The following is a 21,237-nucleotide window of genomic DNA, read 5'->3' on the forward strand; positions in this document are numbered from 1 at the left end:
GCGGGGCGCCCGTGGGCGTCAGGCGGACGTCACCGGCAGCACGTCCGGGGACAGCGCCGCCGCGCGGGCCGTCGCGGCCGTCATGCGGCGGCGGTGGTGGCGGCGGCACAGCACCTCGTAGCCGACCTCGTCGGCGGAGCGGGTGACGTCGCCGACGACCACCTGGGCGCCCTCGACGACCATGACGCCGCCTATCGTGCGGGCGTTGTGCGTGGCGCGCGCACCGCACCAGCACAGCGCCTCGACCTGGAGCACCTCGACCCGGTCGGCCAGTTCCACCAGCCGCTGTGAGCCGGGGAAGAGCTTGGAGCGGAAGTCGGTGGTGATGCCGAAGGCGTAGACGTCGAGCCCCAGGTCGTCGACGACCCGGGCCAGTTGGTCGATCTGCTCCGGGGCGAGGAACTGCGCCTCGTCGGCGATCACGTAGTCCGCGCGGCCGCCCTGCGAGAGGTGCTCGACGAGGTAGGCGTAGAGATCCTGGCCGTCCTCGACCTCCACGGCGTCCGTGACCAGGCCCAGGCGCGAGGAGAGCTTGCCGTGGCCGGCGCGGTCGTCGCGGGAGAAGATCATGCCCACCAGGCCGCGCGCGGAGCGGTTGTGCTCGATCTGGAGAGCCAGTGTCGACTTCCCGCAGTCCATCGTTCCGGAGAAGAACACCAGCTCGGGCATGACGGGTTGAGCACCTTTCGGTGGAAGAGGGCGGCGTGCGGTCTCAGGAGCGTACTTCGAGCAGGGGGACCAGCTGCTCGGCGGGGGTCATCGAACCGTGGTTGCCGACCATCGCCGACTCCTTGGGCTCCCGCTCGGAGGCGATGAGCAGGACGTCGTCGCGCGCGGCGGCGACCACGTCGCCGATCCGGTCGTAGACCCGCGCGTCGATCCGCGGGCCGAACCAGCCCGCCTCGATGGCCTGGTCGCGGGAGGCGACCCAGAACTGCTCGCCGAGCACCTCGCGCCAGCAGGTCAGCACGTCGTTGGCGGCGCCCGGCACCGCGTAGACATGCCGGGCGCGGCCCTCGCCGCCGAGCAGGGCCACTCCGGCGCTGAGCTCCCAGTCCTCGTCGAAGTCGATGCGGTGCTGCTCGTCGAAGGGCACGTCGATCATGCCGTGGTCGGCGGTGACGTAGAGGGCGCTGCGCGGGGGCAGTTGCTCCGCGAGGCGCTGGACCAGGCGGTCGGCGTACATGAGCTGGCCGCGCCAGGCGTCGGAGTCGACGCCGAAGCGGTGGCCGGCGCCGTCGACCTCGGCGAAGTACGTGTAGACCAGGGAGCGGTCGCCCGCGGCCAGTTGCTCGGCCGCCAGGTCCATGCGGTCCTCGCCGGTCAGCCGCCCGAGGAACGTTCCGCCACTGAGCGCCACCCGGGTCAGCGGGGTGTTCTCGAAGGTCGGGGAGGACACCTGCGCGGCGTGCACGCCCGCCTGGTGGGCCAGCTGGAAGACCGTGGGGTACGGCTGCCAGGGGCCCGGCGGGGTCCAGGGCTGCCAGCGCAGCTGGTTCATGAGCTCGCCCGTGTCGGGGTTGCGCACGGTGTAGCCGGGCAGGCCGTGCGCGCCGGGTGGCAGGCCGGTGCCGACGGAGGCGAGGGAGGTCGCCGTGGTCGCCGGGTAGCCGGCGGTGAGCGGGCGTCCGGTGCCGCCGCGCGAGGTGGCGAGCAGGGACGTCATGAACGGGGCGTCCTCGGGGTGCGCCTTGAGCTGCTCCCAGCCGAGGCCGTCGATCAGGAAGACGCAGTTCCGGTCGGCGGGAGCGAGCTCCGGGATCGCGGCGGTCATGCCCGGCACGCCGAGGCCGGCGGCCAGCGTGGGCAGCAGGTCGGCGAGGGAGCCGCTGCCGTACTCGGGCGCCGGCGCGGAGGCCACGGTGAGCGGTTCGGGGTGCTGGTCCCAGGCCGTCTTGGGCTGTGCCATCAGCGGGTACTGTCCGCGGTCGCCTCGGAGAGGGCCTGCGCGAAGTCCAGTGCCTGGCGCACCGTCTCCGGTCCGTCCCCGGCCTCGCTGACGCGCAGGCTGAGGTCGTCCGCCGTGGAGTTGCCGGTGTAGCCGTGGTCCGCCTCGCAGTTGGGGTCGCCGCAGGCGGCCGGCTCCAGGTCGATGCGGGAGACGGCGCCCCAGCCGATGGTGAGCACCACCTCGCGCGGGAGGGTGCCCGGCTTGTAGGACTCCGGGTTGGCGACCACGCGGCTGACCACGATCGACGAGATGCGGCCGATCTTGACGGACTCCGTGGACGTCGTGGCGTACGGCGTCGGGGACGTGCTGTCGGCGGCCTGTTCGTCGGTGTGGCTGACGATGAAGCGGTTGTCGGTGAGGACGAGCACCGTCACGTGCCGGCGCACCTCGTTCTGGTCGAACGTCGTCTCCTGGTGGACCAGGTACGACCGGATGGGCTCGCCGCCCACGGCGGCCTCCACCGCCTCGGCCACGAGGGCCGGGTAGTAGCCGCTGCGCTCGATCGCCGCCCGCAGCCCCTGGGTCGTCGTACTGGTCTTGGCCATGACGCCCATCCTACGGGGGACCACTGACTGCGAGGCACCGCTCGCCCCCTGTCAGTACGCGGGGAGGGTCCGCGGGCCGAGGTCGTCGCGGGCGGGCGGCGGCGCGAGACGGACCGAGGCGCCCAGGACGCTCAGGCCCTGCGAGGCCACGACCACCGGTTCCAGGGTGACCGCCACGACCTCGGGGTGGTCGTCGACCAGCCGGGAGACCCGCAGCAGCAGCTCCTCCAGGGCGCGGGTGTCGGCCGGTGCGGAGCCGCGCCAGCCGAACAGCAGGGGTGCCGTGCGGATGGAGCGCACCAGCGAGCCCGCCTCGCGGTCGGTGACCGGAATCAGCCGGTGCGCCGTGTCGCCGAGCAGCTGCGAGGCGGCCCCGGCCAGCCCGAAGGAGAGCACCGCGCCGGCCGCCGGGTCGATGACCGCCCGTACGACGACGTCCACGCCGCGTGGCGCCATCCGCTGCACCACGGGGCGCAGCTCGTCCGGCGCGCCGAACAGCTCGGTCAATTCGGCGTACGAGCGGCGCAGTTGCTCCTCGTGCGCGAGGTCGAGGCGGACGCCGCCCAGGTCGGCGCGGTGCCTGAGGTGCGGGGCGGTGGCCTTGAGGGCCACGGGGTAGCCGAGGGCGCGGGCGGCGTCCGCCGCGGCGTCCGCGGTCGGGGCCGGCAGGGCGCGGTGGACGTCGATGCCGTAGTGCCCGAGCAGGTCGCAGGTCTCGTCCGTGCCGAGCGTGAGTCCCTGCCCGCGCGCGAGCAGCCCGTCGATCAGGGCGGCGGCGCCCTTCTCGTCGATGTCGTCGTACTCGGGCACCTTGCCCGGGTCGGCGGCGTCGCGCCGCCACAGCGCGTACCGGACGGCCTGGCCGAGGGCGCGGACGGCGCGTTCGGCGGCGGGGTAGGCGGGGATGAGGTGGGCGTCCTCGGGAGCCTCGGCGGCGGCCGGCCCGGCGGTGGCGGACCCGGCCGTGGCAGACCCGGCGGTGGCGGACCCGGCGGCGGCCGGCCCGGCCGTGGCGGACCCGGCCGCGGGAGGTCCGGCGGTGGCGGACCCGGCCGCGGCAGTCCCGGCCGTGGCGGACCCGGCCGCCGGAGATGCGGCCCCCGCGGACGCCGGTTCGGAGGTGGTGGGCAGCGGGGGTTTGTCCGCCTCCGCCTGGGGCGCCGTGCTCGCCGCCGCCGACAGGGCCTCCGCGAGGCCGCCGAGCTCCACGTGGACCACCAGGACCGGCTTGGCCGGGGCGGCTGCCGCGGCCGAGCGCAGGGCCTGGGCCAGGGCCGCGTCCGCGACCGAGCCCTCCCCCACCGCCGGGATGGCGGTGACGACCACCGCGTCGCACCGGTCGTCGGCCAGGGCGCGTGAGAGGGCCGCGTGGAAATCGGCGGCGGAGGCGGCCGTGGTCAGGTCCTGCGGGGGGTGCGGCCGCAGTCCTTCGGCGAGGCAGGCGTCGTACGTGAGCAGGCCGAGGGACTCGGAGTTGCCGAGGATCGCCACCCGGGGGCCGGCGGGCAGGGGCTGACGGGCGAGGAGCAGGCCCGCGTCCACCAGCTCGGTGATGGTGTCCACCCGGATCACGCCGGCCTGCCGCAGCAGGGCCGAGACCGTGGCGTGCGGCAGCCGGGTCGCCCGTACGGCGTGCCCCTGCGGCGCCGCTCCGTGCCGGGCGCCCTGGACCACGACCAGCGGCTTCGCGGCGGCGGTCCGGCGGGCGAGGCGGGTGAACTTGCGGGGGTTGCCGATGGACTCCAGGTACATGAGGACGACGTCGGTGTCGGGGTCCTCGTACCAGTACTGCAGGACGTCGTTGCCGGAGACGTCCGCGCGGTTGCCGGAGGAGACGAAGGTGGAGACGCCCGTCACGCCCGTGACGCCGCCGCCGCGCCGGTGCAGCCGGGACAGCAGGGCGACGCCGATGGCGCCGGACTGGGCGAACAGGCCGATCCGGCCCGGGCGGGGCACCTCGGGGGCGAGGGAGGCGTTGAGCCGCACCCGGGGGGAGGTGTTGATGATGCCGAAGGCGTTCGGGCCGATGATGCGCATGCCGTACGTGCGCGCCTGGCGCACGAGGGCCCGCTGGCGGTCGCGCCCCTCGGGGCCGCTCTCGGCGTACCCGGCGGAGACGACGACGAGTCCCTGCACGCCGTGTTCGCCGCACTCGGTGACGACCTCGGGGACCTGCTCGGCGGGTACGGCGACGACCGCGAGGTCCACGGGGCCGTCGATGTCCCGCACGGAACGGTGGGCCGGCACCCCGTCGAGCTCCTTCTGGTCGTCGGGGAGGGCCTTGTTCACGGCGTGGAGGCGGCCGGTGAAGCCGGCGTCCCGGATGTTGCCGAGGACGCTGCGGCCCACCCCGCCCGGGGTGCGTCCGGCGCCGATGACGGCGACCGAGCCGGGGGCGAGCAGCCGCTGCACGGACCGTGCCTCCGCGCGGTGTTCGCGCGCGTACTGCACGGCCAGGGAGCGGTCGGTGGGCTCCAGGTCGAACTCCAGGCGGACCACGCCGTCCTCGAAGCTGCGCTTCTGGGTGTACCCGGCGTCCGTGAACACCTTGATCATCTTGGTGTTGGCGGGCAGCACCTCGGCGGCGAAACGGCGGATGCCGCGCTCCCGGGCGACGGCGGCGATGTGCTCCAGGAGGGCGGAGGCGACGCCGCGGCCCTGGTGGGCGTCCTGCACGAGGAAGGCGACCTCGGCCTCGTCGGCGGGTGCGGACGCGGGCGTTCCGTCGGCGCCGATCCGGTCGTAGCGTACGGTGGCGATGAACTCGCCGCCGACCGTGGCCGCGAGTCCCACCCGGTCCACAAAGTCGTGGTGCGTGAAGCGGTGGACATCCTTGGCGGACAGGCGAGGGTACGGCGCGAAGAAGCGGTAGTACTTCGACTCGTCGGAGACCTGCTCGTAGAAGCTGACCAGACGCTCGGCGTCATCGACGGTGATGGGCCGGACGCGCGCGGTACCCCCGTCGCGCAGCACCACGTCGGCTTCCCAGTGGGCGGGATACTCGTGCCGGTCCGGCGAGGTCTGCATGGGCCCCAGAGTACGGCTAGCGCCTGACAACGGCGCGAGGCAGTCTGTGGAGGGCGTCAGTCGGGTCGAGGCCGCGACCCGACGGCACCCGCGGGGCGGAACGACAGGTCCCGCCCCGGGCTTCACGTGTGGGAAACTGGTCTAGACAACCCTGAACAGCGAAGGGCAGCAACACATGGCTGAGCGCCGCGTCAACGTCGGCTGGGCCGAGGGCCTCCACGCCCGCCCCGCCTCCATCTTCGTCCGAGCCGCCACGGCCGCAGGCGTCCCGGTGACGATCGCCAAGGCAGACGGCAACCCCGTCAACGCGGCCTCCATGCTCGCCGTCCTGGGCCTCGGCGCCCAGGGTGGCGAGGAGATCGTCCTCGCGTCCGACGCCGAAGGCGCGGACGCCGCCCTGGACCGGCTGGCGAAGCTGGTTTCCGAGGGCCTGGAGGAGCTGCCCGAGACCGTCTGAGTCGTTCGAGCGGCTTTCACGGGTGAAGCCGCGCCGGCCTTTCGGGCCGGCGCGGCTTCACTCATTTCCGGGAAGCGGAGCGCCTCGAATTCACGCGGCGCACCGGACCGCCCGAAAAAGGCAGCAGAATAAATCCCCCGCGAAACTGCCACTCTTTGTATACGGCTTCCGTGTTAATGCCGCAGGCTCGCCGTGTTTACGGGATGTTGCGAGTTCCTCACACGCTCGCCGCGGTCCCCCGGGGCGCCCGGCCGCAGCCGGTGGGCGGACCTCGCGCGCTCGGCGTGCAGCACCGTGACCGCCCGCGCGCGCTCGCTGTCGCCGCGCGCCACCGCGTCCACGATCGCGCCGTGCTCGGTCCAGGACTCCACCGGATCGGCCGGCGCCTCCACCGCGTACATCCAGGCGATCTTGTGGCGCAGCTGGGTGAGCATCGCGATCAGGGCGGGACTGCCGGAGGCCTGGGCCAGCGTCTCGTGGAACCAGCCGCCCAGGGAGCGCAGATCGTCGCTGGTGCCCCGGCGGGCGCGCTCCTGGCCCAGCCGGACCAGGCCGCGCAGGACCTTCAGATGGGCCTCGGTGCGGCGCTGGGCGGCACGGGCCGCGCCGAGCGGCTCCAGCAGCGCGCGCATCTCCAGCAGATCGGCGGCCTCCTGCTCGGTGGGCTCGGCCACGCACGCGCCCGCGTGCCGCCGGGTCACCACGAAGCCCTCGGCCTCCAGCGTGCGCAGGGCCTCCCGGACGGGGACGCGCGAGACGCCGTAGCGGCGTGCCAGGAGCTCCTCGGTGAGCCGGCTGCCGCGCTCGTGGACACCCGCGACGATGTCGTCCCGGATGGCCGTGCACACCGAGTGCGCGGGAATACGCATGACCCGACCTCCGCTTAATCCCCGTGAAACGTCGAAGAGTGACGCGTGTTCCGTGACTCTATTGCAATCAGCCGGAATTTCCGACGGCAGCCCGGAATCCATGGATATTTTTTGGACACGGCGTCCGGAGAATGCCGAAAGGCCCCGGCTCGGCGAGCCGGGGCCTTTCGGATGCGCAGGAGGTGGCGTCAGAGGTTCACGCCGTGCGAGCGGAGGTAGGCGAGGGGATCGATGTCCGAGCCGTACTCGGGGCTGGTCCGGGCCTCGAAGTGCAGGTGCGGGCCGGTCACGTTGCCGGTCGCGCCGGACAGGCCGATCTGCTGGCCCGGGGTGACCTGCTGGCCCACCGAGACGCCGACGGACGACAGGTGGCCGTACTGGGTGTACGTCCCGTCGTTCATTTTGATCACGACCTGGTTGCCGTAGGCGCCGCCCCAGCCGGCCTCGACGACCGTGCCCATGCCGACCGCGTGGACGGAGGTGCCGGTGGCGGCGTGGAAGTCGATGCCGGTGTGGCTGCCGGAGGACCAGACGGCGCCGCCGGCCTTGTAGCCGGTGGAGACGTAGGAGCCCGGGATCGGGGACACGAAGCTGTTGAGGCGCTTGCGCTCGGCCTCGCGGGCGGCGCGCTCCTTGGCCTCGCGGGCCTTCTCGGCGGCCTCCTTGGCCTTCCGGGCCACCTCGGCGGCGCGCTCGCGCGCGGCCTCCTCGGCCTTCTTCTTGGCGGCGGCCTCCTCGGCCGCCTGCTTCTGCGCGACCGCCTGGGCGTCGATCTGCTGGGCCACCGTGTCGCCCATGGTGATGACGGGGGTGAGGCCGGTCTGCTCGACGGCGGGCTCATTGGCGGCGAAGGCCGGGCCGGCGACGGTGCCGATCACACCGGTGGTGGCGAGAGCCGCGACGCCCGCCGCGCGGGCCGTGCCGCGCTGGATCCTGCTGGGGCGGCGATGCTTGCCGGTGGCGCGAGTGAACGCCATGAAGTGGCTGGTCCTTTCCTTCCCTCTCGCCTACCGGGTTAGCTGACGGGTTCGGAGCAGGAAGGTCTCCTACGGGCCCCCTCGCGACTCGCGCGGGCGCCCGATTCACCCCAGGGACTGCGTGGGTCCCCGGCTCCCCTGGCTCGCGCCGTACGGGGACTCGGCGATGACTGTCCGGTGCCGCGGGTGCGGCGCACTGCCTGACGAACAGCCCGGACGACGCTAAGCGGGGCCACTTTCAATTCCCAAACGGATCGCGGCTTTTGTAGCGCATCCCACAGGGCAGACGGGCAACTCCCGCCCCAATTCGGGCATAAAGGAGCCCTGGTGCCTTAGAAGACAACCAGGGCCCCTGCGCGCGGGCCGCTACTCGGCGGCCACGACCGTGACGGCGCCGATGCCGAGGGCCTCCACCGGGGCCTTGATCTGCGCCGCGTCGCCCACGAGGACGGTCACCAGACGGTCCACGGGGAAGGCGCTGACGACCGCCGCCGTGGCCTCCACCGTGCCGGTCTCGGTGAGCCGGCGGTAGAGCGTGGCCTGGTAGTCGTCGGGCAGGTGCTGCTCGACCTGGTCGGCCAGCGTGCTCGCGACGGCCGCCGCGGTCTCGTACTTCAGCGGTGCCACGCCGACCAGGTTCTGCACGGCCACGTCCCGCTCGGCGTCGGTCAGCCCCTCGGCGGCGAGGGTGCGCAGCACCGTCCACAGGTCCTGCAGGGCGGGGCCGGTGTTGGGGGTGTCCACGGAACCGCTGATGGCGAGCATCGAGGCACCGGTCCCGTCCGGCGCGGACCGCAGCACCTGGGCGAAGGACCGCACCCCGTAGGTGTAGCCCTTCTCCTCGCGCAGGACCCGGTCCAGGCGGGAGGTGAGGGTGCCGCCGAGGCAGTACGTGCCGAGCACCTGCGCGGGCCAGACACGGTCGTGCCGGTCCGGGCCGATCCGGCCGATCAGCAACTGCGTCTGGACGGCGCCCGGGCGGTCCACGATGACGACCCGGCCGGTGTCGTCGGCGGTCACCGGCGGCACCGGCCGCGGCTCGGCCGACGAACCGGTCCAGGAGCCCAGGGTGTCGGCGAGCAGGGCGTCCAGGTCGATGCCCGTGAGGTCGCCGACGACCACGGCGGTCGCCGTGGCGGGACGGACGTGCTTCTCGTAGAAGGCGCGGACGGCGGCGGAGTCGATCGCGGCGACCGTCTCCTCGGTGCCCTGCCGGGGCCGCGACATGCGCGAACCGGCCGGGAACAGCTCCTTGGAGAGCTCCTTGGCGGCGCGGCGGGAGGGGTTGGCCAGTTCGTGCGGGATCTCGTCGAGGCGGTTGCGGACCAGCCGCTCGACCTCGCTGTCCGCGAACGCGGGCGCCCTGAGGGCGTCGGCGACCAGACCGAGCCCCTTCGCGAGCCGGGAGGCCGGGACCTCCAGGCTGATCCGGACACCGGGGTGGTCGGCGTGCGCGTCCAGGGTCGCGCCGGCCCGCTCCAGCTCGGCCGCGAACTCCTCGGCGGAGTGCTTGTCGGTGCCCTCGGAGAAGGCGCGCGCCATGATCGTGGCCACGCCGTCCAGGGCGGCCGGCTCGGCCTCCAGGGGCGCGTCCAGCAGCACCTCCACGGCGACGACCTGCTGGCCCGGGCGGTGGCAGCGCAGCACCGTCAGGCCGTTGCCGAGCGTGCCGCGCTCGGGGGCCGGGAAGGCCCACGGCCGGGCCTCGCCCGCCTGCGGCCGGGGGTGGAAGTCCATCGTGGCGAGCTCGGTCACTTGGCCGCCTCCTCGTTCTCGTCGCCGGCCGCGGCTGCGGTGTCCCCGGCGGTGTCGGCGTCGTCGGTCTCGTCAGCGGTCTCGTCGTTCTCGTCGGCGACGGGCTCGTAGACGAGCACCGCGCGGTTGTCGGGGCGCAGGCGGGCCTTGGCGACCTCCTGGACCTCCTCCGCCGTCACCTCCAGGACACGCTGCACGGCGGTGAGCGCCAGCTGCGGGTCGCCGAACAGCACGGCGTAGCGGCACAGTTCGTCGGCGCGGCCGGCGACCGTGCCGAGCCGGTCCAGCCATTCGCGCTCCAGCTGGGCCTGGGCGCGCTCCATCTCCTCGGCCGTGGGGCCCTCCTCGGCGAACCGGGCGAGCTCCTCGTCGATGGCGGCCTCGATGACCGGCACCTCCACGTCGCCGGACGTCTTCACGTCCAGCCAGCCCAGGGAGGGCGCCCCGGCGAGCCGCAGCAGGCCGAAGCCCGCCGCGACGGCCGTACGGTCGCGCCGTACCAGGCGGTTGTACAGGCGGGAGGACTCGCCGCCGCCGAGGACCGTGAGGGCCAGGTCGGCCGCGTCGCACGCGCGCGTGCCGTCGTGCGGCAGGCGGTAGGCGGCCATCAGGGCGCGCGCCGGGACGTCCTCCTCGACGACCTCGCGCAGCTGCTCGCCGATGATCTCGGGCAGCGAGCCGTCACGCGGCGCGGGCTTGCCGTCGTGGCCGGGGATGGAGCCGAAGTACTTCTCGATCCAGGCCAGGGTCTGCTCCGGGTCGATGTCCCCGACCACGGAGAGCACGGCGTTGTTCGGCGCGTAGTACGTGCGGAAGAACGCGCGCGCGTCCTCCAGGGTGGCCGCGTCCAGGTCGGCCATGGAGCCGATGGGGGTGTGGTGGTAGGGGTGGCCCTCGGGGTAGGCGAGGGCGGTGAGCTTCTCGAAGGCGGTGCCGTAGGGGACGTTGTCGTAGCGCTGGCGGCGCTCGTTCTTCACGACGTCCCGCTGGTTCTCCATCGACTCGTCGTCGAGGGCGGCGAGCAGGGAGCCCATCCGGTCGGCCTCCAGCCAGAGCGCGAGCTCCAGCTGGTGGGCGGGCATGGTCTCGAAGTAGTTGGTCCGCTCGAAGCTCGTCGTGCCGTTCAGCGAGCCGCCCGCGCCTTGGACGAGCTCGAAGTGGCCGTTGCCCTTGACCTGGCCGGAGCCCTGGAACATCAAGTGCTCGAAAAGGTGAGCCAGGCCGGTACGCCCCTTGACTTCGTGGCGCGAGCCGACGTCGTACCAGAGGCACACCGCCGCGACCGGGGTCAGGTGGTCCTCGGAGAGCACCACGCGCAGACCGTTGGCCAGGCGGTGCTCGGTCGCTGTCAGGCCCCCGGAGCCTGCCTGGGCTGTGGCCGTGTGACCCATGGGCATGTACGTCCCTTCGATCGCGGAGCGGTCTTCACAACCGCGGATTCCTGCCGGTCCTGCCACTGTATGCAAGCGTGCGGAGCCCTGGTGAAGTTCCCGCCCTCGACCTGCTCCCGGCCTCCCGGAAGACCTCGAGGACAGGGTCCTGGTCCCGCTTGTCAGTGCGGCGGTCCACAATGGTCGGCGTCAGATCCGGATCGCAGCAGCACGAGCGAGCCGCAGGGGCGGCCGATGACGAGTGGGCGAGCGCGCGGAGGCCCGAAGGGGCCGAGCCCGGCCGCCGTATCGTCACCGGCGTCAAGCCCCGTAGGCGAGCGACCAGTAACAGGAGGAGCCGGCAGCGATGGCCCGCCGCAGCACGAAGACCCCGCCGCCCGACGACTCGTACGAGGAGCGGATCCTCGACATCGACGTCGTCGACGAGATGCAGGGCTCCTTCCTCGAGTACGCGTACTCGGTCATCTACTCCCGGGCCCTGCCGGACGCCCGTGACGGCCTGAAGCCGGTGCACCGCCGCATCGTGTACCAGATGAGCGAGATGGGCCTGCGCCCCGAGCGCGGGTACGTCAAGTGCGCCCGTGTCGTCGGCGAGGTGATGGGCAAGCTGCACCCGCACGGCGACGCGTCGATCTACGACGCCCTCGTGCGCATGGCGCAGCCCTTCTCGATGCGCGTCCCCCTGGTCGACGGCCACGGCAACTTCGGCTCGCTGGGCAACGACGACCCGCCGGCCGCCATGCGGTACACCGAGTGCCGGATGGCCGAGGCCACGAGCCTGATGACGGAGTCGATCGACGAGGACACCGTCGACTTCAACCCCAACTACGACGGCCAGGAGCAGGAACCGGCCGCCCTGCCCGCCGCCTTCCCGAACCTCCTGGTCAACGGCGCCTCGGGCATCGCGGTCGGCATGGCCACGAACATGCCGCCGCACAACCTGCGCGAGGTCATCGCCGCCGCCCGGCACCTGATCAGGCACCCGAACGCGGACCTCGACGCGCTGATGAAGCACGTCCCGGGCCCCGACCTGCCGACCGGCGGCCGCATCGTCGGCCTGTCCGGCATCCGGGACGCCTACGAGACGGGCCGCGGCACGTTCAAGATCCGGGCGACCGTCTCCGTTGAGCAGGTGACGGTCCGCCGCAAGGGCCTCATCGTCACGGAGCTGCCCTTCGCGGTCGGCCCGGAGAAGGTCATCGCCAAGATCAAGGACCTGGTCGGTTCGAAGAAGCTCCAGGGCATCGCCGACGTCAAGGACCTCACCGACCGCGAGCACGGTCTGCGCCTGGTCATCGAGATCAAGAACGGCTTCGTGCCGGAGGCGGTGCTGGAGCAGCTGTACAAGCTGACGCCGATGGAGGAGTCCTTCGGCATCAACAACGTCGCCCTGGTCGACGGCCAGCCGCTCACGCTGGGCCTCAAGGAACTGCTGGAGGTCTACCTCGACCACCGGTTCAACGTCGTCCGGCGGCGTTCGGAGTTCCGCCGCGGCAAGAAGCGCGACCGGCTGCACCTGGTCGAGGGCCTGCTGACGGCCCTGCTGGACATCGACGAGGTCATCCGGCTGATCCGCTCCAGTGAGAACTCCGCGCAGGCGAAGCAGCGCCTGATGGAGCAGTTCTCGCTGAGCGAGGTGCAGACGCAGTACATCCTCGACACGCCGCTGCGCCGCCTCACCAAGTACGACCGCATCGAACTGGAGACGGAGAAGGAGCGCCTCACCGCGGAGATCGAGGAGCTGACCCGGATCCTCGACTCGGACGCGGAGCTGCGCAAGCTGGTCTCCTCCGAACTGGCCACGGTCGCCAAGAAGTTCGGCACCGACCGGCGCACGGTCCTGCTGGAGTCGGGCGGTGCCCCGGTCGCGGCCGTGCCGCTGCAGGTGGCCGACGACCCGTGCCGGGTGCTGCTGTCGTCGACGGGGCTGCTGGCCCGTACGGCGAACGGCGAGCCGTTCCCGGAGGACGCCGGAGCCAAGCGCGTGAAGCACGACGTGATCGTCTCGGCGGTGCCGGCCACCGCGCGCGGCGAGATCGGCGCGGTCACCTCGGCGGGCCGGCTGCTGCGGCTCAACGTGGTCGACCTGCCCATGCTTCCCGAGTCGATGCCGACGCCGAACCTCGCGGGAGGCGCCCCGCTGGCGGAGTTCGTCTCCCTGGACGACGACGAGACGGTGGTCTGCCTCACGACGCTCGACGAGTCGTCGCCGGGGCTGGCGCTCGGTACGGCCCAGGGTGTCGTCAAGCGCGTGGTGCCGGACTATCCGGCCAACAAGGAAGAGCTCGAGGTGATCACCCTCAAGGAGGGTGACCGGATCGTCGGCGCGATCGAGCTGCGCACGGGCGACGAGGACCTGGTCTTCATCACCGACGACGCCCAGTTGCTGCGCTTCCAGGCCGCCCAGGTGCGCCCGCAGGGCCGTCCGGCCGGCGGTGTGGCCGGCATCAAGCTCGCCGAGGGCGCGAAGGTCATCTCCTTCACGGCGGTGGACCCGGCCGCGGACGCGGTCGTCTTCACGGTCGCGGGCTCGCGCGGCACGCTGGACGACTCGGTCCAGACGACGGCCAAGCTGACCCCGTTCGACCAGTACCCGCGCAAGGGCCGGGCCACCGGCGGCGTCCGCTGCCAGCGGTTCCTGAAGGGCGAGGACTGCCTGTCCCTGGCCTGGGCGGGCCCCGGCCCCGCGCTCGCCGCCCAGAAGAACGGCAGCCCGGCCGAGCTGCCGGAGATGGACCCCCGCAGGGACGGCTCCGGCGTGTCGCTGGCGAAGACGGTCTCGGTGGTGGCCGGGCCGGTCTAGGCCGGTTCGGCGGTCTCCTCGCCGGCGTCGCGCACGTACCGCAGGACGCCCCACATGCCGTGCTCGTCGGCGTGCGGGGCGTCGCTCCGGCAGGCTTCGAGCTGCGCGCCGAGAGCGGGGGCGTCGATGCCCGCGCCGATGAGGACCAGCTGGGTGAGGCGCTCCTCGCCGGCCGGCCAGGGCTCCGGGTAGAACCGCAGGAACCGCCCGACGGCGTGGACGGCGTAGCGGTTGCGGACGTCGTACGGGCCGAAGTCCACGTACCCCTTGATGCGGTACAGCCCCTCGGGACGGCTGTCGAGGAACTCCATCAGCCGGCGCGGGTCGAGGGGCTCGGCCGAGGTGAACGACAGGCTGTCGTAGGCGCTGTGCAGGTGCCCCGCGTGGTCGTCGTCCTCGCCGTGTTCGTGCAGGTCGTCGAAGGACAGCTGCCCGACGCGTTCCTCGCTCGGCCGGCAGTCGAAGAGGAACTCGGGGTCGATCCGGCCGTGGACGGCCGGGACGACGGCGGCGCGGTCGACGAGTGAGGTGACGAGGTCGAGGACGCGTTCGCCGTCCGCCGCCCGGTCCAGCTTGTTGACGACGACGAGGTCGGCCAGCGCGAGGTGCCGGTCGATCTCGGGATGCCGGGACCGGGTGGCGTCGAACTCGGCGGCGTCGACGACCTCGACGAGCCCGCCGTACACGATGCCCGGGTGCTCGCTGGCGAGCAGCATCCGCACGAGCTCCTGCGGTTCGGCCAGGCCGCTGGCCTCGATGACGATGACGTCGAGGCCGAGGGAGGGTTCCGCGAGCTTCTCCAGGTACTGGTCGAGTTCGCTCGCGTCGACCGCGCAGCACAGGCAGCCGTTGCCCAGGGAGACGGTCGAGTCACCGAGCGCCCCGGCGACGGCCATCGCGTCGATCTCGATGGCCCCGAAGTCGTTGACGATGGCACCGATCCGGCTCCCGCCGCTGCGGTGCAGGAGGTGGTTGAGCAGCGTGGTCTTCCCCGAGCCGAGGAATCCGGCCAGGACGACGACCGGGATCTGCTGCGGTTTCGGGCTCGGCTGACGCACCGTGCGACCTCTTTCACGCCGACGCGCGCACCGGTTCGCGTCACCGGCACACGCACGAGTTGGGGATGCGGGGCCAGGATACGAGCCGGGTGGGGTGTGCCGCGGGCGTGGTGGTGCCGGTCCACCGGTTCACCCGCCTCCAGGGCGCCAGTGCGCCACCAGGTCGCCTGGCGGGCCGGCCCAGGCCCTGGGGCACCGCACGGTGCGCCCCTGCGCCGCAGCACCCGTGCGACCGCGCTCCTGTTCGTGCCCGCCGCACAGCGCCACGCGCCACACACGCCACACGCGCGTGCCGCACTCGACGCGAGGGGCGGCATCCCGGTGCACCGGGCGGGGCATCGCGCCACCCCCGCGCGACGTCCCGTGCCGTCGCGTCGGCCGGACACCGGCGGTGGTGGCCTCTCAGGCAGGCACCGGCGCCGGTGCCTGCGGCCCCACGTAACGCGCCACGGGCCGGATGATCTTCGTGTCCTCCGCCTGTTCCAGGATGTTGGCGCTCCAGCCCACCACCCGGGCGGCGGCGAAGGTCGGGGTGAACATCTCGCGGGGCAGGCCGCAGAGTTCCATGACCACGCCCGCGTAGTACTCGACGTTGGTGTGGAGTTCACGGCCGGGCTTCAGCTCCGCCAGGATCGCCTCGACGTGCCGCTCGACCTCCACGGCGAAGTCCACCCGCGGTCCGCCGAACTTCTGGGCGACCTCGCGCAGCATCCGCGACCGGGGGTCCTCCGTGCGGTAGATCGCGTGTCCGAAGCCCATGATGCGCTCACCGGCGAGCACCCTCTCGCGCACCCAGGAGTCGATGCGGTCCGGGGTGCCGATCGCGTCCAGCGTGTCCAGCGCGCGGCTGGGCGCGCCTCCGTGCAGCGGCCCGGACAGCGCCGCCACCGCGCCCGCGAGGCAGGCCGCCACGTCCGCGCCCGTCGAGGCGATCACCCGGGCCGTGAAGGTTGATGCATTGAATCCATGGTCAATGGTTGAGATCAGATATTGCTCGACGGCCCGGGCACGCTCGTCGTCCGGTACCGAGCCGGTCAGCATGTACAGGTAGTTCGCCGCGAAGGACAGATCCTCACACGGCTCGACGGGATCGAGCCCCTGCCCCAGCCGGTACAGGGCGGTGAGCAGCGTGGGCACGGCCGCCGCCGCCTGGAGCGTGTCCCGCCGGCGCTGCTCGGCGTCGATGTCGTACACCGGGCGGAAGCCCTTCGCCGCGCCCAGCAGCGACAGCGCCGTGCGCATTCCGGCGAGCGGGCCGGAGCGCCCGCCGGCCGCGGCGATGGCCGGCAGCGCGACGCGCACCTCGTCGGGCAGTCGCCGCAGTGCGGCGGTCTCCTGCGCGAAGGCCGCGCTCCGGCCGGGATCGGGCAGTTCACCGTGCACGAGCAGGTGCCAGACGTCCTCGAAGCCGCGCGTGTGCGCCAGGTCGACGGCCGAGTACTGGCGGTAGTGGTAGAAGCCCTCGCGACCGCGGACGTCGCCGATCCGGGTGTCGGTGACGACGACACCGGCGAGTCCTCGCGGTACCTCGACAAGAGTGGCTGCGGACCTGTTGACGGACATGTCTTTCCTCCCTGGACTTGATTCGACTGTCCATGCTTGACTTGACTCCTGTCAACATTGATCCAATCAATACGCCGGTCAATGGGCCGGTAGGCGGATACGGTGGCCCCCATGCGCGATCAAGAACCCGCTCCCGCCGAACCGGGGCGGCGGCTGAGCACCAAGGAGGCCGCCGAGCTGCTCGGCGTGAAGCCGGAGACGGTCTACGCGTACGTCAGCCGCGGCCAGCTCAGCAGCCGGCGCGGCAGCGGCGGCCGGGGCAGCACCTTCGACGCCCGGGAGGTCGAGGCGCTCGCCCGGCGCAACAGACGGGAGAGCGCGGGCACGCCGGGGACCGGCGGTGAGCTGTCCGTGCGGACCCGCCTCACCCTCATCGAGAGCGACCGGTACTACTTCCGCGGCGTCGACGCGGTCGAGCTGGCCACGCGGCACAGCTACGAGGAGGTCGCCGAATGGCTGTGGACGGGCCGGATGCACCCGGGCAGCGCCTTCGCCGCACCCTCCGGCTCCGTGGCCGTCGCCCGCCGCGCCGTCGACGCCCTGCCCGAACACGCCGCGCCCGCGGACCTGCTGCGCGTCGCCACGACCGCCGCCGCGACCGCGGACCCGCTGCGCTTCGACCTGTCCGAGGACGCCGTGCTCGGTACCGCGCGCACCCTCATCCCGACCCTCGTCGCCGCCCTGCCACCGGCGGGCCGTGACCGCCGCGACGACCGCCGCGGGGACGACCGTGACCCGGGTCCCCTGGCCCACCGCCTGTGGACCCGGCTGTCCCTGCGGGAGGCCGACGAGGTGTCCCTGCGCGCCCTGGACACCGCCCTCGCCCTCCTCGTCGACCACGACCTGGCCGCCTCCACCCTCGCGGTGCGCGTCGCCGCGTCGGCCCGTGCCCACCCGTACGCGGCCGTCTCCGCCGGGCTCGGCGTGATCGAGGGCCCGCTGCACGGCGCGGCCAGCGGGCTCGCCCACCGGATGCTCCAGGACGTGCTCGACCAGGGCGAGGCCGGGCCGGTGATCGCGGACGAACTGCGTGCCGGACGCCGCATCCCGGGGCTCGGGCACCGGCTGTACCAGGGCGAGGACCCACGCGCGCGTGCCCTGTTCGCCCTCCTGGAGGACGTCCCGCGGGCCGAGCCGGCGCTCCTCGCGGCCCGCGACATCGTCGACACCGCCGCCCGGCACGCCCCGCTGCACGCCAACGTCGACCTCGCCCTCGCCGTGCTCACCGCGTCCTGCGGCATGCCTCCGACCGCGGGCGAGACGATCTTCGCCGTGGCCCGTACGGCGGGGTGGATCGCCCACGCCCTGGAGGAGTACGGGGAACGCCCGCTGCGGATGCGCCCGAGCGGCCTCTACGCCGGTCCGAAACCGCCTCAGCCACTGCCGGAGTAGCCGGGGTGGCCCCAGGAGGAGACCCGGGCCAACTCAGGTTAGGCTCACCTCTGTGAGTACGTGCTCAAGCGTCTCCCGGGACTCCGACGAGCCCGTTTCGGGAACCGCGGCCACCGCGAGGACCTGGCTGCTGCTGGAGCAGCCCGGTCCGTGGGGTGCCAAGGCGCTCACCTCGAGCCACCTGGACCCCGGGCTGGGCCGTGCCCTGGAGGCGGCCGCGCAGGGCACGGGCGTACGGATCGTGCTCATCCGCCGCCCCGGGCGCCACGCCGACCGCCGTATGCCCGCCACCCGCCGGGTGTACGCGGCGCACACCGTCCCCGGCAACGGCTGGCTGCACGCCGCCACGACCGCGGATCCCGCACGGCTGCTCGACCTCGACTTCGCCGCGCTCGGCCGGGGCGACCACCAGACCTTCGACGCGGTGCTCGGCGCGAAGCCGCACGAGGGCGGCCCGCTGGCGCTCGTGTGCACCAACGGCAAGCGCGACCGCTGCTGCGCCCTCCTCGGCCGCCCCCTGGCGGCCGAACTCGCCAGCTCCGGCGCCGAGGGCGTCTGGGAGGTCACCCATCTGGGTGGTCACCGTTTCTCTCCCACCGTGCTGGTGCTGCCGTACGGCTACGCCTACGGGCGGGCCGAGGCCCACCTGCTCAAGGAGGTCCTGCAGGGCGCGGGCGAGGAACGTGTCGTCGTGGAGGGCTGCCGCGGCAGGTCGGCCTGGGAGCGTCCGGGCCAGGCCGCGGAGCTCGCCGTGCGCACCGGCATCGGCGAGTACGCCGCGGAGGCCCTGAGCGTCGTACGGACGGACGGCGCCGCTCCGCACTGGGAGGTGACCGTCGCCCACGCCGACGGACGCCGCTGGCAGGTCGAGGTGGCCCAGAGCGCGGCCCTGCCGCCCCGTCCGGAGAGCTGCGGGGCGTCGGTCCTGGGCTCGCCCGCGCGGATGGACGTGGTGGCGGTGCGCGAGCTGAGCATGACGGCGGCCCTCGCGGCGTGCACGTATTGATCAAGAGATCCACACCACAACGGTTACGGCCGGTAGGCAGCCGCACGTACCGTCTTGGGTATGAGCCCCACTCCCTCCGCACGCCGCCTGCGCCTCGGCCTGCCCCGGCGGGTGTTCTCGCAGGTCCTGCTGATGCAGGTGGCCATCGCCGCGGGAGTCGCGGTCCTCGCGACCGGGCTGTTCCTGGCGCCCCTCGGTGACCAGCTGGACGACCAGGCGATGCGCCGCGCGCTGGCGATCGCGCAGACCACCGCGCAGCAGCCCGGACTCGCGCGGGACCTGCGGGAGACGCCGCCCTCGCCGAACGGCCCGGTGCAGCAGGAGACGGAGCGCATCCGGAAGGCCACCCGGGCCGAGTACGTCGTGGTGATGGACTGGCGGGGCGTGCGCTGGTCGCACACCGACCCGAGGCAGATCGGCGGCATCGTCTCCACCGACCCCGGCCAGGCCCTGGCCGGCCACGAGGTCATGGAGATCGACGAGGGGACCCTCGGCCGTTCCGCCCGGGGCAAGGTACCGCTGCGCGACGGCGACGGCAGGGTCGTCGGCGCGGTCTCGGTCGGCATCGCCTATGACAGTGTCCGGGCCCGGCTCATCCACGCGATCCCGGGCCTGCTGGCGTACGCCGGGGGTGCCCTGGCCGTGGGCGCGCTGGCGGCGTGGCTCATCTCCCGGCGGGTGCACCGGCAGACCAGGGACCTGGCCTTCTCGGACATCGCCGCGCTGCTGTCGGAGCGGGAGGCGATGCTGCACGGCATCCGGGAGGGCGTGGTCGCCCTGGACCGCAGCGGCCGCATCCGTCTGGTCAACGACGAGGCACAGCGCCTGCTGGGCCTCGGGGAGGCGGTGGTGGGCCGCACCCCCGACGAGGCGCTGGGCGCGGGCCGTACGGCCGACGTCCTGGCCGGCCGCGTGACGGGCACGGACCTGCTCACGGTGCGCGGCCAGCGCGTGCTGGTCGCCAACCGGATGCCCACCGACGACGGCGGCGCCGTGGCCACCCTGCGCGACCGCACCGAGCTGGAGCAACTGGGCCGTGAACTCGACTCCACCCGCGGTCTGATCGACGCCCTGCGCGCCCAGGACCACGAACACGCCAACCGGATGCACACGCTCCTGGGGCTGCTGGAGCTGGAGATGTACGACGACGCCGTCGACTTCGTGGGCGAGGTGGTCGGCGACCACCGTGCCACCTCCGAGCAGATCACCGAGCGCGTCGAGGATCCGCTGCTCGCCGCCCTGCTGGTCGGCAAGGCGACCGTCGCGGCGGAGCGGGGTGTCGCCCTGGGGGTGTCGGACCGGACCCGGCTGCCCGACCGGCTGGTGGACCCGCAGGGGCTCGTCACGGTCGTGGGCAACCTCGTGGACAACGCCCTCGACGCCGTGGCGGGCACGCCCCACGCGCGCGTGGAGGTCGAACTGCGCGCCGAGGGCCGTACGGCGACCCTCCGGGTGCGCGACACGGGGCCGGGAATCGCCCCGGAGCACCGCGAGTTGATCTTCACCGAGGGATGGTCGACCAAGAAGCCGCCGGCCCACCGGGAGCGGGGCATCGGGTTGTCCCTGGTGCGCAGGCTCGCGGAACGGCAGGGCGGCAGCGCGACCGTCGGCGAGGCGCGGGGCGGGGGCGCGGAGTTCACGGTCGTCCTGCCCGAGGCGCTGACCGGTCCGGGTCCCGAGCCGGCCCTGACCGCGCCGTCCGTCGCAGAGAACGCCGAGGAGGGGTCGTGATGATCGAGGTCCTGGTCGTGGACGACGACACCAGGGTCGCGCGGGTCAACGCCGCCTACGTCGAGAAGGTGCCCGGCTTCCACGTCGCGGGCGAGGCCCACAGCGCGGCGGACGCGCTGCGCCAGCTGGAGACGCTGCCCCGGCTCGACCTGGTACTGCTGGACCACTACCTGCCCGACGAGACGGGGCTGGCGGTCGTCCAGGAGATGCGGCGGCGCGGCCACCAGACGGACGTGATCATGGTGACGGCGGCCCGGGACGTCTCCACGGTGCAGGCCGCGATGCGGCACGGAGCACTGCAGTACCTCGTCAAGCCGTTCGCCTTCGCCGGACTGCGCGCGAAGCTGGAGGCGTACGCGGAGCTGCGCCGCACCCTCGACGGCGGCGGGGAGGCGGAGCAGGCGGAGGTGGACCGCATCTTCGGGGCGCTGTCCGCCGGCGCGGAGCCCGCCCTGCCCAAGGGGCACTCCCCCACCACCGCGGAGCTGGTCCGGCAGTCCCTCATGAACGCCGACGGGCCCCTGTCCGCCCAGGAGATCGCCGAACGCACCGGGGTGAGCCGCCAGACCGCCCAGCGCTACCTCAAGCTCCTGGAGCGCACGGGCCGGGCCCGGCTCACCCTGAAGTACGGCGACGCGGGCCGCCCGGAACACCGTTACGTGTGGGCGACCCGCTCGTAGGGCGCTTGCCGGCGCGGAACCGGCCGTCGCGC

At 73.2% G+C, this 21,237-nt stretch carries 16 protein-coding genes and 1 riboswitch; of the genes, 6 read left to right on the plus strand and 10 right to left on the minus strand.

The features are described from left to right. Window positions 1-18: 18 nt before the first annotated feature. The 4 genes from ACPXCS_RS09215 to ACPXCS_RS09230 are packed head-to-tail and all read right to left on the minus strand — an operon-like array spanning window position 19 to window position 5,523. Window positions 19-669, minus strand: coding sequence for a thymidine kinase (locus tag ACPXCS_RS09215; RefSeq protein ID WP_425944872.1), 651 nt, complete (start codon window positions 667-669; stop codon window positions 19-21). A gap of 43 nt (window positions 670-712) precedes the next feature. Then, the gene (locus ACPXCS_RS09220; RefSeq protein ID WP_425944873.1) at window positions 713-1,909 is read right to left on the minus strand and encodes an alkaline phosphatase family protein; all 1,197 of its coding nucleotides are present in this window, start codon (window positions 1,907-1,909) and stop codon (window positions 713-715) included. Beyond that, on the minus strand, window positions 1,909-2,496 hold the full coding sequence (locus ACPXCS_RS09225; protein WP_425944874.1) for a DUF5998 family protein: 588 nt from the start codon (window positions 2,494-2,496) through the stop codon (window positions 1,909-1,911). Before ACPXCS_RS09225 ends, ACPXCS_RS09220 begins: the two co-directional genes overlap by 1 nt. A gap of 51 nt (window positions 2,497-2,547) precedes the next feature. Next, window positions 2,548-5,523 (minus strand): GNAT family N-acetyltransferase, encoded by a 2,976-nt coding sequence (locus tag ACPXCS_RS09230; protein WP_425944875.1) that lies wholly within the window; start codon window positions 5,521-5,523, stop codon window positions 2,548-2,550. A gap of 175 nt (window positions 5,524-5,698) precedes the next feature. On the opposite strand from ACPXCS_RS09230, the gene ACPXCS_RS09235 reads away from it, so the two are divergent. Then, on the plus strand, window positions 5,699-5,980 hold the full coding sequence (locus ACPXCS_RS09235; RefSeq protein WP_003993478.1) for an HPr family phosphocarrier protein: 282 nt from the start codon (window positions 5,699-5,701) through the stop codon (window positions 5,978-5,980). Between the two features lie 173 nt (window positions 5,981-6,153). Here the strand turns inward: ACPXCS_RS09235 and ACPXCS_RS09240 are convergent, their stop codons facing one another. The 4 genes from ACPXCS_RS09240 to ACPXCS_RS09255 form a co-directional block, all read right to left on the minus strand. Further along, window positions 6,154-6,849: a GntR family transcriptional regulator gene (locus ACPXCS_RS09240; RefSeq protein WP_425944876.1), complete on the minus strand. Its 696-nt coding sequence runs from the start codon at window positions 6,847-6,849 to the stop codon at window positions 6,154-6,156. A gap of 188 nt (window positions 6,850-7,037) precedes the next feature. Beyond that, window positions 7,038-7,826: a M23 family metallopeptidase gene (locus ACPXCS_RS09245; protein ID WP_425944877.1), complete on the minus strand. Its 789-nt coding sequence runs from the start codon at window positions 7,824-7,826 to the stop codon at window positions 7,038-7,040. A 12-nt stretch (window positions 7,827-7,838) separates the two neighbouring features. Next, window positions 7,839-8,002, minus strand: a riboswitch (cyclic di-AMP (ydaO/yuaA leader). Window positions 8,003-8,192: 190 nt separating this feature from the next. Beyond that, window positions 8,193-9,581, minus strand: coding sequence for a M16 family metallopeptidase (locus ACPXCS_RS09250; RefSeq protein WP_425944878.1), 1,389 nt, complete (start codon window positions 9,579-9,581; stop codon window positions 8,193-8,195). Beyond that, window positions 9,578-10,978, minus strand: coding sequence for a M16 family metallopeptidase (locus ACPXCS_RS09255; RefSeq protein ID WP_425944879.1), 1,401 nt, complete (start codon window positions 10,976-10,978; stop codon window positions 9,578-9,580). Before ACPXCS_RS09255 ends, ACPXCS_RS09250 begins: the two co-directional genes overlap by 4 nt. Window positions 10,979-11,318: 340 nt before the next feature. Between ACPXCS_RS09255 and ACPXCS_RS09260 the strand changes: the two genes are divergently transcribed. Next, the gene (locus ACPXCS_RS09260) at window positions 11,319-13,775 is read left to right on the plus strand and encodes a DNA gyrase/topoisomerase IV subunit A (RefSeq protein WP_425944880.1); all 2,457 of its coding nucleotides are present in this window, start codon (window positions 11,319-11,321) and stop codon (window positions 13,773-13,775) included. Here ACPXCS_RS09260 and ACPXCS_RS09265 read toward each other — a convergent pair. Together ACPXCS_RS09265 and ACPXCS_RS09270 are read right to left on the minus strand one after the other, a co-directional pair. After that, window positions 13,772-14,833 carry a CobW family GTP-binding protein gene (locus tag ACPXCS_RS09265; protein WP_425944881.1) on the minus strand — a complete coding sequence of 354 codons (1,062 nt, stop codon included), beginning with the start codon at window positions 14,831-14,833 and terminating at the stop codon, window positions 13,772-13,774. The two genes, ACPXCS_RS09260 and ACPXCS_RS09265, sit on opposite strands and share 4 nt — an antisense overlap. 402 nt (window positions 14,834-15,235) lie before the next feature. After that, window positions 15,236-16,396 (minus strand): citrate synthase/methylcitrate synthase, encoded by a 1,161-nt coding sequence (locus tag ACPXCS_RS09270; protein WP_425944882.1) that lies wholly within the window; start codon window positions 16,394-16,396, stop codon window positions 15,236-15,238. Window positions 16,397-16,507: 111 nt separating this feature from the next. Between ACPXCS_RS09270 and ACPXCS_RS09275 the strand changes: the two genes are divergently transcribed. From ACPXCS_RS09275 to ACPXCS_RS09290, 4 genes are read left to right on the plus strand one after another with little or no spacing between them, the layout of a single operon-like run. Beyond that, complete coding sequence (locus ACPXCS_RS09275; protein ID WP_425944883.1) at window positions 16,508-17,788, plus strand: citrate synthase; 1,281 nt, start codon at window positions 16,508-16,510, stop codon at window positions 17,786-17,788. Window positions 17,789-17,840: 52 nt separating this feature from the next. Continuing rightward, on the plus strand, window positions 17,841-18,794 hold the full coding sequence (locus tag ACPXCS_RS09280; protein WP_425944884.1) for a sucrase ferredoxin: 954 nt from the start codon (window positions 17,841-17,843) through the stop codon (window positions 18,792-18,794). Between the two features lie 60 nt (window positions 18,795-18,854). Then, window positions 18,855-20,525, plus strand: coding sequence for a sensor histidine kinase (locus tag ACPXCS_RS09285; protein ID WP_425944885.1), 1,671 nt, complete (start codon window positions 18,855-18,857; stop codon window positions 20,523-20,525). After that, complete coding sequence (locus ACPXCS_RS09290; RefSeq protein WP_425944974.1) at window positions 20,525-21,205, plus strand: response regulator; 681 nt, start codon at window positions 20,525-20,527, stop codon at window positions 21,203-21,205. The genes ACPXCS_RS09285 and ACPXCS_RS09290 overlap by 1 nt, the downstream gene beginning before the upstream one ends. The last annotated feature ends 32 nt before the right edge of the window (window positions 21,206-21,237 follow it).

Source organism: Streptomyces sp. DT190 (assembly GCF_049846985.1).
Taxonomy (GTDB): Bacteria; Actinomycetota; Actinomycetes; order Streptomycetales; family Streptomycetaceae; genus Streptomyces.

What these genes read in the sequence shown, in the direction of transcription:
- ACPXCS_RS09215 (WP_425944872.1), bottom strand. Translation starts at nt 669, where the DNA reads ATGCCCGAGCTGGTGTTCTTCTCCGGAACGATGGACTGCGGGAAGTCG.
- ACPXCS_RS09220 (WP_425944873.1), bottom strand. Translation starts at nt 1,909, where the DNA reads ATGGCACAGCCCAAGACGGCCTGGGACCAGCACCCCGAACCGCTCACC.
- ACPXCS_RS09225 (WP_425944874.1), bottom strand. Translation starts at nt 2,496, where the DNA reads ATGGCCAAGACCAGTACGACGACCCAGGGGCTGCGGGCGGCGATCGAG.
- ACPXCS_RS09230 (WP_425944875.1), bottom strand. Translation starts at nt 5,523, where the DNA reads ATGCAGACCTCGCCGGACCGGCACGAGTATCCCGCCCACTGGGAAGCC.
- ACPXCS_RS09235 (WP_003993478.1), top strand. Translation starts at nt 5,699, where the DNA reads ATGGCTGAGCGCCGCGTCAACGTCGGCTGGGCCGAGGGCCTCCACGCC.
- ACPXCS_RS09240 (WP_425944876.1), bottom strand. Translation starts at nt 6,849, where the DNA reads ATGCGTATTCCCGCGCACTCGGTGTGCACGGCCATCCGGGACGACATC.
- ACPXCS_RS09245 (WP_425944877.1), bottom strand. Translation starts at nt 7,826, where the DNA reads ATGGCGTTCACTCGCGCCACCGGCAAGCATCGCCGCCCCAGCAGGATC.
- ACPXCS_RS09255 (WP_425944879.1), bottom strand. Translation starts at nt 10,978, where the DNA reads ATGCCCATGGGTCACACGGCCACAGCCCAGGCAGGCTCCGGGGGCCTG.
- ACPXCS_RS09260 (WP_425944880.1), top strand. Translation starts at nt 11,319, where the DNA reads ATGGCCCGCCGCAGCACGAAGACCCCGCCGCCCGACGACTCGTACGAG.
- ACPXCS_RS09270 (WP_425944882.1), bottom strand. Translation starts at nt 16,396, where the DNA reads ATGTCCGTCAACAGGTCCGCAGCCACTCTTGTCGAGGTACCGCGAGGA.
- ACPXCS_RS09275 (WP_425944883.1), top strand. Translation starts at nt 16,508, where the DNA reads ATGCGCGATCAAGAACCCGCTCCCGCCGAACCGGGGCGGCGGCTGAGC.
- ACPXCS_RS09285 (WP_425944885.1), top strand. Translation starts at nt 18,855, where the DNA reads ATGAGCCCCACTCCCTCCGCACGCCGCCTGCGCCTCGGCCTGCCCCGG.
- ACPXCS_RS09290 (WP_425944974.1), top strand. Translation starts at nt 20,525, where the DNA reads ATGATCGAGGTCCTGGTCGTGGACGACGACACCAGGGTCGCGCGGGTC.